A 13,061-nucleotide genomic window follows, 5' to 3' on the forward strand; every position below is an offset into this window, starting at 1 on the left:
CATCCACCGGCACCACCGAAGGAAGAAGGAGTCAGCACGGCATGAGCACAAAAACACGGCAGCAGGCGCGTACGGGTGTGGTGGGCCTCCTCGCGGCGGCGGTGGCGGTCACCGCCTTCGCCGCGCCCGCCCAGGCACAGGACCAGTCCTCGAAGGCCCCCCGGCACACCGCCACCCAGCAGGCGATGGACGCCACCGTGGCGAGCGGCATCCCCGGAGTGGTGGCCCAGAGCCGGGACGGACAGCGCGTCTGGAAGGGCACCTCGGGCGTCGGAAACCGCGAGACCGGCAAGGCGCGCGGCAAGAACGACCGCTTCCGGATCGCCAGCATCACCAAGACCTTCGTCGCCACCGTGCTGTTGCAGATGGAGGCCGAGGGGAAGCTCGACCTCGACGACACCGTCGAGAAGCACCTCCCCGGACTCGTCAGCGGCAACGGCAACGACGGCAGCAAGATAACCGTGCGCCAGCTGCTCAACCACACCAGCGGGATCTTCAACTACACCTCGGACCCGGAGTACGGCGCGAAGTACCTCATCGGGGAGAGCTTCCTCCAGCACCGCTACGACACTCTGGCGCCCGAGTTCCATGTCTCGGTGGCCATGAAGCACCGGCCTGGCTTCGAGCCCGGCACCTCCTTCTCGTACTCCAACACCAACTACGTCCTGGCCGGGCTGATCATCGAGAAGGTCGCCGGCAACACCTACGAGCACGAGGTGGCCGAGCGGATCATCAAGCCGCTCGGGCTGAAGTCCACCAGCCAGCCCGGCGACAGCCCCCATATGCCCCGGCCGAGCGGACGGGCGTACTCGAAGCTGCTCCTCGACCAGCCCACCGCCAAGATCCACGACGTCACCGAGATGAACGGCTCCCAGGGCTGGGCGGACGGCGACATCATCTCCACCACCGGAGACCTCAACCGCTTCTTCAAGGCCCTGATCACCGGCAAGGTGCTGCCGCCCGAGCAGCTCAAGGCGATGAAGACCACCGTCTCCGCCCCCGACTGGGGCCCGGACACGGGGTACGGCCTCGGGATCATCAAGTCCAGGACGAGCTGCGGCACCCAGCTGTGGGGCCACGGCGGCGGCATCTTCGGCTCGCTCTCCAACGTGGTCACCACGGAGGACGGCAGCCGGCAGTTCTCGTACAACCTCAACGGCGACTGGGCGACGCAGAGCAGCCCCGACATCAACGAAGCCGAATTCTGCGGAAACGCCGGGACCAAGCCCCCGGCCAAGTTCACCCAGGGCAAGGCGACTTCCGGGAGGAACTCATGACAGGACGACAGCTCACCCGTACGGGCCTGGCGGCGCTCGCCGCCGCCGCGGTGGCGGCCACCGCCTTCGCCGCGCCCGCTCAGGCCGAGGAGCGGCCGACCGTCCGGCACACCGCCACCCAGCAGGCGTTCGACACCCTGGTGAAGTCCGGGCTGCCGGGCGTCACCGGGCAGGCCAGGGACGCCAAGGGGGTCTGGAAGGGCGCTTCGGGCGTCGGGAATCTGAAGACCGGCAAGGCACGCGGCAAGGACGACCGCTTCCGGATCGGCAGCATCACCAAGACCTTCGTCGCCACCGTCCTGCTCCAGCTGGAGGCCGAGGGGAAGCTCGACCTCGACGACACCGTGGAGAAGCACCTCCCCGGGCTGGTCACCGGCAACGGCAACGACGGCAGCACCGTCACCGTGCGCCAGCTGCTCAACCACACCAGCGGGCTCTACGACTACACCTCGTCCCCGAGCTTCGCCGAGCGGTACTTCCTCGCCTCCGGCTTCTTCGAGAACCGCTACACGTCCGTCGCACCCGAGACCTGGGTGAAGGAGGCCATGACCCGGCCGCCGAACTTCACTCCCGGTGACCGGCACGACTACTCCAACACCAACTACGTCCTGGCCGGGCTGGTCCTGGAGAAGGTGACCGGGGACTCGTACGAGAACCAGGTCCGCGAGCGGATCATCAAGCCGCTCGGGCTGAAGGCCACCACCGTCCCCGGGGACAGCCCCCGGATGCCGAAGCAGAGCGCCCGGGGCTACTCGAAGCTCGCCGACAGCCCCACGACGGTCAAGGTCTACGACGTCACGGAGCTGAACCCCTCCGTCGCCTGGGCGGCCGGCGACATGATCTCCTCCGCCGGGGACCTCAACCGGTTCTTCAGCGCCCTGATGCGCGGCAAGCTGATCCCCGCCGAGCAGCTCAAGGCGATGAAGACCACCGTCTCCGGCTACGGCCTGGGCATCGGGACGGGCACCATCGGCTGCGGGGTGACCCTGTGGGGCCACGGCGGCGGCATCCACGGCTCCGGATCGTCCGCCGTGACCACGGAGGACGGACGCCACACGCTGACGTTCAACGTCAACGGGCACTGGGGCGGCGACGGGGACCCGGTGGCCGCCGAGTTCTGCGGTACGAAGGCCAAGAAGGGCGTCGCCGCGAAGGGCTCCGCCACTCTGACCGGGGCCGGCTTCAACACCGGCTTCAACACCGGCTTCGCCGACGGGTTCACCCGGCGCTGAGCGGCTGAGTGACTGAGCGGGCCTGGCGCGCCCGGGACGGCGACCGTCCCGGGCGCGCCGGGTCTCAGACCAGTGCGAGGAAGAGCACGGGCCGCACCGCCCACTCCAGATGGTCGCCGTTCTGCGCGGTGTGCGCGAAGCCCACCGGCAGCCCCTGGTAGAGCGCGGCGACCGCCTGCACATCCCCGGAGAGCCCGTTGTCGCTGTGGTCGTCGAGGGCCGTCAGGATCGCGTACCGGTCGCGCGGCGGCATCCGGGCCGCCCAGTCGCGCACCGAGCCCCGCAGCGCGCGTATCGCCTGACGCGGGCTCTCCGGCGCGGCCGACTCGCACGGCTCCGGGCTCCGCTCGCTCTCGTTCTCGGCGCACGGGCGGTACCGCAGAAGCTCGTACCAGAGCCCCGGACGCGTCAGCGGCGACCGGTCCGGACCGGCGCACGGCGCTGTTCCTTCGAGGATCTCCAGATGGGAAGGTGCGAGCATGTCTCGCCTCCTGTCGCGGGGGCGGAGGCCGGAGAATCGGCCCGTGATGGCGACGCACAGCGACCGTAGCGCTACGAAGAGCGGGGGCGCAACAGGCGGACACCACCCTCTCGCACCCGGCCCCGGGACTCCCCCGCTCACCCGGACGGGCGAAGGGGCGCACAATCCAGCCAGGGGGCGCACAACCCGGCGGACGCGCCCGGCGGGCGGGCAGGATCCCCAGCTCAGCGAAGGACGCCAGGCCCTCGCCCGACCCGGCCCTCCGGCGCTCTCCCGCTCGCCGCTCCCGTGCCGTGCGCCCCGGCACCTCGCGCGCCCCTCCTGGAGCCGGAACCACCGCCCCGACCACACCGCGTCACCCCCGAAGCCTCCCCGACGCCTCCCCCGCAGACCTCTGGCGGACCTCTGACGGGCCCCCGGCGGACCCCGGACGGACCCGGCGGCCGGGATCAACTCCCGTGCGACACCGATCACACCGCCGCACCCCTCAGGGCGATTCCCGCCGCCGTAGGCTCTTCCCATGACGACTGACGCAGCGACCGCGGGGACCGGCAGGCAGATCAGCACCCAGGACGAGCTGACCGCCGAGCAGGCACGGGCGGTGCTCGACCTGCTCGCCGAGGCCGCCGAGGCCGACGGGACCCAGGCGGTCTCCGAGCAGGGCAGGCTCCAGCTGCGCGGCGGCCGGCGCGAGGGCGTACGGCATCTGCTGCTCACCGTGGACGGGGAGTTGACCGGATACGCCCAGCTGGAGGACGTCGACCCGGTCGAGGCCCCCGCCGCCGAACTCGTCGTCCACCCCTCCCGCCGGGGACGCGGCCACGGCCGGGCGCTCGGCAGCGCGCTGCTCGCCGCCTCCGGCAAACGGCTGCGGGTTTGGGCGCACGGCGGGAAGTCCGCCGCCCGCCATCTCGCCCAGGTGCTGGGCCTGACCCTCTTCCGCGAACTGCGCCAGCTGCGCCGCCCCCTGGCCCCCCTCGACATCCCCGAGCCCGTCTTCCCGCCCGGGGTCACCGTCCGCGCCTTCGTCCCCGGCCAGGACGACACCGCCTGGCTCGCCGTCAACGCCGCCGCCTTCGCCCACCACCCCGAGCAGGGCTCCCTCACCCAGCGGGACCTGGACGACCGCAAGAGCGAGCCGTGGTTCGACCCCGCCGGATTCTTCCTCGCCGAGCGCGACGGCGAGATCATCGGCTTCCACTGGACGAAGACGCACGCCGCCGAGCGCCTCGGCGAGGTGTACGTCGTCGGCATCCGCCCCGACGCACAGGGCGGCGGCCTCGGCAAGGCCCTCACCGCCGTGGGACTGCGCCATCTGGCCGCACAGGGGCTGCCCACCGCGATGCTCTACGTCGACGCCGACAACACCGCCGCCGTCACCGTCTACGAGCGGCTCGGCTTCACCACCCACGAGGTCGACCTGATGTACCGCACGGAGTCCTGAGCCGTACGGGGTCCCGTACCCCGGCCGGAGACCACACGCCCCCCGGGCGTCACCCCCTCTTCACCGGCCATTCAGACAGCGCTGCGAACCTCTCCCCATGCAGCCCGCTGTGCCCGCCGCCTCCTCCGCCGCCGTCAACGGAAAGATCGCTCCCGCCCGCTCCGACGCGCCCGTCACCCCCTTCGCGCGGAAGAATGGGCTTATGAGTCAGCAGCCCGCCGAGGCATCGGTCCAGCATCCCCAGCCGTCCGTCGGTTCCATAGCCGCGCACCGACCGCACACCGTCGCCGCCACGGTCTCCGATCTGGAGCCCGATCTCGACGCCGATCTCGACGGTTACGAGGAGGACGACCGGGTCGGCCACGGCACCGAGCTGCCCCAGGGCCGCTTCCTGGACCGCGAGCGCAGCTGGCTCGCGTTCAACGAACGCGTGCTCGAACTCGCCGAGGACCCGGCGACGCCCCTCCTGGAGCGGGCCAACTTCCTCGCGATCTTCGCGTCCAACCTGGACGAGTTCTTCATGGTCCGGGTGGCCGGCCTCAAACGGCGTATCGCCACCGGGGTCGCCACCCGCTCCGCCTCCGGCCTCCAGCCCCGCGAGGTGCTGGACCTGATCTGGACCCGCTCGCGCGAGCTGATGGCGCGGCACGCCGCCGCCTTCCAGCAGGACGTCTCCCCGGCCCTCGCCGATGAGGGCGTCCATCTGATCCGCTGGCCCGATCTCACCGAGAAGGAGCAGGCCCGCCTCTTCACCCTGTTCCGCCAGCAGATCTTCCCGGTGCTGACCCCGCTGGCCGTGGACCCGGCCCACCCCTTCCCGTACATCTCCGGCCTCTCCCTCAACCTCGCCGTCGTGGTGCGCAACCCCGTCAGCGGCCACCGCCACTTCGCCCGGGTGAAGGTCCCGCCGCTGCTCTCCCGCTTCCTGGAGGCCTCGCCCCAGCGGTATGTGCCTCTCGAAGACGTCATAGCGGCCCATCTGGAGGAGCTGTTCCCCGGCATGGAGGTGCTCGCGCACCACATGTTCCGGGTGACCAGGAACGAGGATCTGGAGGTCGAGGAGGACGACGCCGAGAACCTCCTCAAGGCCCTGGAGAAGGAACTGATGCGGCGGCGCTTCGGCCCGCCGGTCCGGCTGGAGGTCGAGGAGTCGATCGACCCGTACGTGCTGGATCTGCTGGTCCGCGAGTTGAAGGTGTCCGACGCGGAGGTCTATCCGCTGCCCGGTCCGCTCGATCTGACCGGCCTCTTCGGGATCGCCGCGCTGGACCGGCCGGAGCTGAAGTTCCCCAAGTTCATCGCCGGGACCCACCGCGACCTCTCCGAGGTCGAGTCCGCCTCCGCGCCCGACATCTTCATGGCGCTGCGCGAGCGCGACGTACTGCTGCACCACCCGTACGACTCCTTCTCCACCTCCGTACAGGCCTTCCTGGAGCAGGCGGCGGCCGACCCCGACGTACTGGCGATCAAGCAGACCCTCTACCGCACCTCCGGCGACTCGCCCATAGTGGACGCGCTGATCGACGCGGCCGAGTCCGGCAAGCAGGTCCTCGTCCTGGTCGAGATCAAGGCCCGGTTCGACGAGCAGGCCAACATCAAATGGGCCCGCAAGCTGGAGGAGGCCGGCTGCCACGTGGTCTACGGACTCGTCGGCCTGAAGACCCACTGCAAGCTCTCCCTGGTGGTGCGCCAGGAGGGCGAGACCCTGCGCCGCTACTCCCACGTCGGCACCGGCAACTACCACCCGAAGACGGCCCGGCTGTACGAGGACCTCGGCCTGCTGACCACCGATCCGCAGGTCGGCGCGGACCTCTCCGACCTCTTCAACCGGCTGTCGGGGTACTCGCGGCGCGAGACCTACCGCAGGCTGCTGGTCGCGCCCAAGTCGCTCCGCGACGGTCTGGTCGCCCGGATCAACAAGGAGGCCGCCCACCACAAGGCCGGGCGTCCCGCCTATGTCCGCATCAAGGTCAACTCGATGGTGGACGAGGCGATCATCGACGCCTGCTACCGGGCGGCGATGGCGGGTGTGCCCGTCGACATCTGGGTGCGCGGGATCTGCGCGATCCGCCCCGGCGTCCCCGGGCTCTCGGAGAACGTCCGGGTCCGCTCGGTCCTCGGCCGCTTCCTGGAGCACTCCCGGGTCTTCGCCTTCGGCAACGGCGGCGAGCCCGAGGTCTGGTTCGGCAGCGCCGACATGATGCACCGCAATCTCGACCGCCGGATCGAGGCGCTGGTACGCGTCACCGACCCGGCGCACCGCGCGGCCCTCACCCGGTTGCTGGAGACCGGCATGTCCGATTCCACGTCCTCCTGGCATCTGGGCCCGGACGGGGCCTGGACGCGGCACGCGACCGACCAGGACGGTCAGCCGCTGCGCAATGTGCAGGAGACGCTCATTGAGTCCCGGAGGCGAAGGCGTGCTCAAACCTGAACTGCCCCGAGTCCCCGCCCAGGGCGGAGCGCCCTCGGCGGGGGAGGCGCTCACGGGGTATCTGCACGCACGGGCGGGTGAGTTCCTGCGCGGGCTGCGGCTGCACGGGGAGAGCGGCGCGGACACGGCGGGGGCGGCCGAGGCCGCCCGCGCCCTGCGCACCGCCTCCCGGCGCATCGGCGGCACGCTGCACACCTTCCGGCCGATGCTGGACCCGGTGTGGGCGGACGGACTCCGGGCGGAGCTGGCCTGGCTCGCCACCACGCTCGCGCAGGAGCACGCCTGTGTCTCACGGCTGAACCGGCTGGTGGCGGCCCTGGCCCGGCTGTCGGGAGCGGCCGGGGCCGCCGGCGGGACGGCCGATGCGCGGGGGCCGCTCGGCATGGGCGCGGCCCGCGCCGGGGCCCTGCTGGAGCGGCAGCTGACCCTCGGCAGGACCCGCTCCCACTCGGCCGCGCTCCAGGCGCTCGGCTCCGCCCGCTTCCACGCGGTCGCGGACGCCGTCGCCCTCCTCGCCTCCGAGCGGCCCCCCGCCCCGGCCTTCCCGCCGCCGCCCGCCGACGCCGTCACCGAGGCCGTACGGCGGCGGCTGCTGGACGCCGCCGCCGCGCTCCCGCTCGCCCGCGCGGGACGCCCGTACAACGCCGACGCCCTGGTCCACGGGCTGACCACCTCGGCAGAAGAGGCCCAGGACGCCCCCTGGCACCGGGTCCGCAGCCTGCTCAGACTCCATCGGTACGCCCTGGAGGTGACCGGCCCCGAGCCCGATCCGGAGCTGGCCGGGGCCGGGCGGCTGCTGGACCGCCACCGGGACGCCTCCGAGGCGGCCACGACCGCCGCCGCCGCGGCCCGCACCCCGAGGATCGCCCCGGCGACCGCGTATGTGCTGGGAGTGCTCCACGCGGATCAGCGCCATGAGGTGGAGGCGGCCCGGTTCGCCTTCCAGGAGGTCTGGCAGACGGCCGCCGGGGCCCGGACGGGAGGCGGACGGTGACGGCGGAGGACAGGCGGGGGAACGGGGAACCGGGCCACGGGGAACCGGTGCTCGCGGCCGGGTGCGTGCTCTGGCGGCACGCGCCGGGCGAGGACGGCGACGGCGTGGAGATCTGTCTCGTCCACCGGCCGAAATACGACGACTGGTCGCACCCCAAGGGCAAGCTGAAGTCCGGCGAGAGCGCCCTGGCCGGCGCGGTGCGCGAGGTGCTGGAGGAGACCGGCGCGCACTGTGAGCCGGGCCCGGAGCTGCCCGCCGTCCGCTATCTCGTGGAGGGCCGCCCCAAGGAGGTCCGCTACTGGGCCGCCGAGACCACCGGCGGCGCGTTCGCCCCCAACAGCGAGGTCGACCATGTGCGCTGGCTCTCCCCCGCAAAGGCGCGGGAGCTGCTCACCCAGGAGCGGGACGCCGAGCTGGTGACCGCCTTCCTCGATGCCCGGGGACCGGCGGCCGGCGGCGGCTGACGCCCGCCCCGGGCCGCCGCGCACACCGGAACCCATCGGATCCGCGCACCCGTTCGAGGCCCTCCCGCGTACCGGACAAGGGGTGTACGGTCGCGGATCATGCCCGTTCGCCACACCCCCGCACCCGGCCGAGCGCCCGCGCGCCACCAGCGGCCGGACGCCGGGGAGCACATACCCCCCACGGCCTGAGGCCGTCGCCGCGCGCGCCGACGAGCGCCCCGGCCCACCCTCCCGTACACCTTCGCGGGCCTCTCCGCACGGCTCCCCGTACGGCCTTCCGTACGGCCTCCCGTACGGCTTCGGAGCGGCCCGCACCCAGCCGCCCGACACGGTTCACCTGACGTTCACTCGCCCCCGTGGGCGGCTTCACCTGATCTGCTTAATTTCGGCCTTACGCGGTAACCGGCAGCAGGCCGGCTTCCCCACCCCCGACACACGCCGCCACCGGACGTCCGGCGACAGAGAGCGTCCCGGCGGCTTCTGGAAGGAACACCCGAAAGTGAAGCTTCAGCGCAAGAACGGGCTTCGCGCCACCGCGCTCGGCGCCCTGGCCGTCACCGGCGCCCTGGTCCTCACGGCGTGTGGTTCGGACGACAACACCGGCGGCACCGGCGGTGGCGACGGCAAGACCAGCGCCGCTTCGAACATCAAGTGCGAAGGCGCCAAGGGCAAGCTGCTCGCCTCCGGCTCCAGCGCGCAGAAGAACGCCATGGACCTGTGGGTCAAGGACTACATGGCGGCCTGCTCGGGCGTGGAGATCAACTACAAGTCCTCCTCGTCCGGCGAGGGAATCGTCGCCTTCAACCAGGGCACGGTCGGCTTCGCGGGCTCCGACTCGGCGCTCAAGCCGGAAGAGGTCGCCGACTCCAAGAAGATCTGCCAGAGCGGCCAGGCCATCAATCTGCCCATGGTCGGCGGCCCGATCGCGATCGGCTACAACCTCTCCGGCGTCGACAGGCTGAACCTCGACGCCGCCACCATCGCCAAGATCTTCAACGGCAAGATCAAGAAGTGGAACGACCCGGCGATCACCAAGCTGAACGAGGGCGCGTCGCTCCCGGACAAGGCGATCCAGGCCTTCCACCGCTCCGAGGACTCCGGCACCACCCAGAACCTGGGCAAGTACCTGGGGGCCACCGCCAAGGCCGACTGGCCGTACGAGGCCGAGAAGAAGTGGCCCGCCCCCGGCGGCCAGGCGGCCTCCGGCTCCTCCGGTGTCGCGGCCCAGGTCAAGCAGGTCGACGGCGCGATCGGCTACTTCGAGCTGTCGTACGCGACCTCCCAGTCGATCCCCACGGTCAGCATCGACACCGGCGCGAGCGCCCCGGTCGAGGCCAACTCGGCGAACGCCTCCAAGGCCATCGCCGCCGCCAAGGTCAAGGGCACCGGCAAGGACCTGGCCCTGGAGCTGGACTACACCACCAAGGCCGAGGGCGCGTACCCGATCGTCCTGGTGACGTACGAGGTCGTCTGCGACAGCGGCAACAAGCCGGAGACGCTGGACACCGTCAAGTCCTTCCTGGGCTACGCCGCGGGCGAGGAGGGCCAGAAGGTCCTCTCCGACGCCGGTTACGCCCCGATCCCCGCCGAGATCAACGCCAAGGTCCGCGAGACCGTCGCGGGTCTGAAGTAACCCGGAGCGGCGGGCGGGGGCCCGTGCCCCCCGCCCGGTGTCCCCGCCCGCCGCCCCGTCCGGTGCACCGCCGCCGGGGGAGTCACTCCGCTCCCCTCACCCAGACCGGAAAGACCATGGCATCCACCACACCCACTGACCTCCCCCCGGCACCGCCGGCCCGCCCGGCGAAATCCGCCTCCACCGGCCGCGCGGGCGACAAGATCTTCCTCGGGCTCTCCCGGGGCTCGGGCATCCTGCTCCTGGTGATCATGGCGTCGATCGCCGGGTTCCTCGCCTACCGCAGCGTCATCGCCATCTCGCAGGACGAGGGGAACTTCCTCACCACCTTCGACTGGAACCCGGCCGGCGACCCGCCGGTCTTCGGCATCGCGGTACTGCTCTTCGGCACCGTCGTCAGCTCGATCGTGGCGATGGTGATCGCCGTGCCGATCGCGGTCGGCATCGCACTGTTCATCTCGCACTACGCGCCGCGCAGACTGGCCGCCCCCCTCGCCTATGTGGTCGATCTGCTGGCGGCCGTCCCGTCGATCATCTACGGCATCTGGGGCGCGCTCTTCCTGGTCCCGTACCTCGAAGGGCTGAATCTCTGGCTCGACCAGTTCTTCGCCTGGACCTACGTCTTCGACAAGACCGAGGTCGGCGTCGCCCGCTCGCTCTTCACCGTGGGCGTCCTGCTCGCCATCATGATCCTGCCGATCGTGACCAGCGTCAGCCGTGAGGTCTTCCTCCAGGTCCCCAGGATGAACGAGGAGGCCGCGCTGGCGCTCGGGGCCACCCGCTGGGAAGTCATCCGGATGTCGGTGCTCCCCTTCGGCCGCTCCGGAGTCATCTCCGCCTCGATGCTGGGCCTGGGCCGGGCGCTCGGCGAGACGATGGCCGTGGCCACGGTCCTCTCCCCGAGCTTCGTGATCTCCCTGCATCTGCTCGACCCGGGCGGCGGCACCTTCGCCCAGAACATCGCGGCGAAGTTCGACGAGGCCAATGAGCTGGGGCGCGACGCCCTGATCGCCTCCGGACTCGTCCTCTTCATCCTCACCCTGCTGGTCAATGGCGCGGCCCGCCTCATCATCGCCCGCCGCAAGGAGTACTCGGGGGCCAACGCATGAGCCAGACAGCCGTACAGGTGCCGCCCACCCCCAGCCCGCCCCCGCCGCCCTCCACCCTGAGCGGCCGTTCGCTGCCCCGCTGGGCCCCGCTGGGCTTCGCGGCCGCCGCGATCGCCCTCGGCTGCGGCCTGGGCGCGGTCGCCGGCTGGCACAGCAAGACGCAGTGGGGACTGCTCTCCGCCCTGTTCTTCGTGCTCATCTCGTACACGGTGACCTCGGCGGTCGAGAACAAGCGGCAGGCCAAGGACCGGCTGGCGACCAGCGTGGTGTGGGTCTGCTTCATCCTCGCCGTCGTCCCGCTGTTCTCCCTGATCTGGGTGACGGTCAGCCGGGGCTCGAAGGTGCTCGACGGATACTTCCTGACCCACTCCATGGCCGGGGTCCCCGGCTTCGAGACGGGCGGCGGCGTCTACCACGCCATCATCGGCACCCTGGAGCAGGTCGGACTCGCCACCGTGATCTCGGTGCCGATCGGTCTGCTGACCGCGATCTACCTGGTCGAGTACGGCCGGGGCACACTCGCCAAGGCCGTGACCTTCTTCGTCGACGTCATGACCGGCATCCCCTCGATCGTCGCCGGCCTCTTCCTCCTCTCGATCATGCTGATGTTCGAGCTGAGCCCCTCCGGCCTGATGGGCGCGCTGGCCCTGGCGATCCTGATGATCCCGGTGGTGGTCCGCTCCACGGAGGAGATGCTGAAGCTCGTGCCGAACGAGCTGCGCGAGGCCTCCCTCGCCCTGGGAGTGCCGAAGTGGCGCACCATCCTCAAAGTGGTGATTCCTACCGCCCTGGGGGGTATCACCACAGGTGTGATGCTCGCCGTCGCGCGCATCGCCGGAGAGACCGCACCGATCATGCTGCTGGTCTTCGGCAGCCAGCTGATCAACGCCAATCCGTTCGAGGGCGCGCAGTCGTCGCTCCCGTTCTACATCTGGGAGCAGTACCGGGTCGGCAGCGAGGCGTCGTACGACCGCGCCTGGGCCGCCGCCCTGGTCCTGATCGCCTTCGTCATGCTCCTCAACCTGGTGGCCCGCGGCATCGCCCGCTGGAAAGCCCCGAAGACCGGCCGCTAGCGGCCTCCTGGAAGTGATCTAAGAAGATGGCCAAGCGAATCGACGTCAGCGGTCTGACGGCCTACTACGGCGCCCACAGGGCGATCGAGGACATCTCGATGACGGTGGAGCCCCGCTCGGTGACGGCCTTCATCGGCCCCTCCGGCTGCGGCAAGTCCACCTTCCTGCGCACCCTGAACCGTATGCACGAGGTCACCCCCGGTGGCCGCGTGGAGGGCAAGGTGCTGCTGGACGACGAGGATCTGTACGGCTCGGACGTCGACCCGGTCGCCGTGCGCCGCACGGTCGGCATGGTCTTCCAGCGCCCCAACCCCTTCCCCACCATGTCGATCTTCGACAATGTGGCGGCCGGCCTGCGGCTCAACGGCTCGTACAAGAAGAACGAGCTGTCGGACGTCGTCGAGAAGTCCCTGCGCAGCGCCAACCTCTGGAACGAGGTCAAGGACCGGCTGAACAAGCCGGGCTCCGGCCTCTCCGGCGGCCAGCAGCAGCGGCTGTGCATCGCCCGCGCGATCGCGGTCGAGCCCGAGGTGCTGCTGATGGACGAGCCCTGCTCGGCGCTGGACCCGATCTCGACCCTGGCGATCGAAGACCTGGTCAGCGAGTTGAAGGAGCGGTTCACGATCGTGATCGTCACCCACAACATGCAGCAGGCCGCGCGGGTCTCCGACCGTACGGCGTTCTTCAATCTGGCGGCGGTCGGACAGCCCGGACGGCTCGTCGAGATCGACGAGACGGAACGCATCTTCGCGAACCCGTCGGTGCAGGCGACCGAGGACTACATCTCCGGCCGCTTCGGCTGAGCACCGCGCTCCTCCTCCCCCAGCGTCTCGGGGTGCTGCATGGCGGTGCCGCCACGAGACGAAGGGCCCGCCCTCACCCCCCGGGGGCGGGCCCTTTCGTATGCCCAGGACGCATGG

At 71.0% G+C, this 13,061-nt stretch carries 11 protein-coding genes; 10 read left to right on the plus strand and 1 reads right to left on the minus strand.

Features of this window, described 5'->3' with window-relative positions:
* Nucleotides 1–41 precede the first annotated feature (41 nt).
* Nucleotides 42–1,277, plus strand: a complete 1,236-nt coding sequence (locus ABD371_RS32015) for a serine hydrolase domain-containing protein (protein WP_344484885.1) — start codon at nt 42–44, stop codon at nt 1,275–1,277.
* Entirely contained in the window at nt 1,274–2,509 is a 1,236-nt protein-coding gene (locus tag ABD371_RS32020; RefSeq protein ID WP_344484888.1) for a serine hydrolase domain-containing protein, read from the plus strand. The genes ABD371_RS32015 and ABD371_RS32020 overlap by 4 nt, the downstream gene beginning before the upstream one ends.
* 64 nt (nt 2,510–2,573) lie before the next feature.
* On the opposite strand, the gene ABD371_RS32025 is transcribed toward ABD371_RS32020, so the two are convergent.
* Complete coding sequence (locus tag ABD371_RS32025) at nt 2,574–2,990, minus strand: hypothetical protein (RefSeq protein WP_344484891.1); 417 nt, start codon at nt 2,988–2,990, stop codon at nt 2,574–2,576.
* Between the two features lie 520 nt (nt 2,991–3,510).
* On the opposite strand from ABD371_RS32025, the gene mshD reads away from it, so the two are divergent.
* The 8 genes from mshD to pstB all read left to right on the plus strand — a co-directional run bounded on the left by mshD (nt 3,511) and on the right by pstB (nt 12,944).
* Nucleotides 3,511–4,434 carry a mycothiol synthase gene (gene mshD / locus ABD371_RS32030; protein WP_344484894.1) on the plus strand — a complete coding sequence of 308 codons (924 nt, stop codon included), beginning with the start codon at nt 3,511–3,513 and terminating at the stop codon, nt 4,432–4,434.
* 202 nt (nt 4,435–4,636) lie between these two features.
* Nucleotides 4,637–6,868 carry an RNA degradosome polyphosphate kinase gene (locus tag ABD371_RS32035; protein ID WP_344484971.1) on the plus strand — a complete coding sequence of 744 codons (2,232 nt, stop codon included), beginning with the start codon at nt 4,637–4,639 and terminating at the stop codon, nt 6,866–6,868.
* Nucleotides 6,816–7,862: a CHAD domain-containing protein gene (locus ABD371_RS32040; protein ID WP_381735266.1), complete on the plus strand. Its 1,047-nt coding sequence runs from the start codon at nt 6,816–6,818 to the stop codon at nt 7,860–7,862. Before ABD371_RS32035 ends, ABD371_RS32040 begins: the two co-directional genes overlap by 53 nt.
* Nucleotides 7,859–8,326 carry an NUDIX hydrolase gene (locus ABD371_RS32045; RefSeq protein ID WP_344484900.1) on the plus strand — a complete coding sequence of 156 codons (468 nt, stop codon included), beginning with the start codon at nt 7,859–7,861 and terminating at the stop codon, nt 8,324–8,326. Before ABD371_RS32040 ends, ABD371_RS32045 begins: the two co-directional genes overlap by 4 nt.
* A 499-nt stretch (nt 8,327–8,825) precedes the next feature.
* Nucleotides 8,826–9,959 (plus strand): phosphate ABC transporter substrate-binding protein PstS, encoded by a 1,134-nt coding sequence (pstS, locus tag ABD371_RS32050; protein WP_344484903.1) that lies wholly within the window; start codon nt 8,826–8,828, stop codon nt 9,957–9,959.
* Between the two features lie 116 nt (nt 9,960–10,075).
* Nucleotides 10,076–11,068, plus strand: coding sequence for a phosphate ABC transporter permease subunit PstC (pstC, locus tag ABD371_RS32055; protein ID WP_344484906.1), 993 nt, complete (start codon nt 10,076–10,078; stop codon nt 11,066–11,068).
* Nucleotides 11,065–12,141 (plus strand): phosphate ABC transporter permease PstA, encoded by a 1,077-nt coding sequence (gene pstA, locus ABD371_RS32060; RefSeq protein ID WP_344484909.1) that lies wholly within the window; start codon nt 11,065–11,067, stop codon nt 12,139–12,141. Before pstC ends, pstA begins: the two co-directional genes overlap by 4 nt.
* A gap of 26 nt (nt 12,142–12,167) precedes the next feature.
* Nucleotides 12,168–12,944 (plus strand): phosphate ABC transporter ATP-binding protein PstB, encoded by a 777-nt coding sequence (gene pstB / locus ABD371_RS32065; protein ID WP_344484912.1) that lies wholly within the window; start codon nt 12,168–12,170, stop codon nt 12,942–12,944.
* The last annotated feature ends 117 nt before the right edge of the window (nt 12,945–13,061 follow it).

The organism is Streptomyces amakusaensis, assembly GCF_039532665.1.
Classification (GTDB): domain Bacteria; phylum Actinomycetota; class Actinomycetes; order Streptomycetales; family Streptomycetaceae; genus Streptomyces; species Streptomyces amakusaensis.

What these genes read in the sequence shown, in the direction of transcription:
- ABD371_RS32015 (WP_344484885.1), top strand. Translation starts at nt 42, where the DNA reads ATGAGCACAAAAACACGGCAGCAGGCGCGTACGGGTGTGGTGGGCCTC.
- ABD371_RS32020 (WP_344484888.1), top strand. Translation starts at nt 1,274, where the DNA reads ATGACAGGACGACAGCTCACCCGTACGGGCCTGGCGGCGCTCGCCGCC.
- ABD371_RS32025 (WP_344484891.1), bottom strand. Translation starts at nt 2,990, where the DNA reads ATGCTCGCACCTTCCCATCTGGAGATCCTCGAAGGAACAGCGCCGTGC.
- mshD (WP_344484894.1), top strand. Translation starts at nt 3,511, where the DNA reads ATGACGACTGACGCAGCGACCGCGGGGACCGGCAGGCAGATCAGCACC.
- ABD371_RS32035 (WP_344484971.1), top strand. Translation starts at nt 4,637, where the DNA reads ATGAGTCAGCAGCCCGCCGAGGCATCGGTCCAGCATCCCCAGCCGTCC.
- ABD371_RS32040 (WP_381735266.1), top strand. Translation starts at nt 6,816, where the DNA reads ATGTGCAGGAGACGCTCATTGAGTCCCGGAGGCGAAGGCGTGCTCAAA.
- pstC (WP_344484906.1), top strand. Translation starts at nt 10,076, where the DNA reads ATGGCATCCACCACACCCACTGACCTCCCCCCGGCACCGCCGGCCCGC.
- pstA (WP_344484909.1), top strand. Translation starts at nt 11,065, where the DNA reads ATGAGCCAGACAGCCGTACAGGTGCCGCCCACCCCCAGCCCGCCCCCG.
- pstB (WP_344484912.1), top strand. Translation starts at nt 12,168, where the DNA reads ATGGCCAAGCGAATCGACGTCAGCGGTCTGACGGCCTACTACGGCGCC.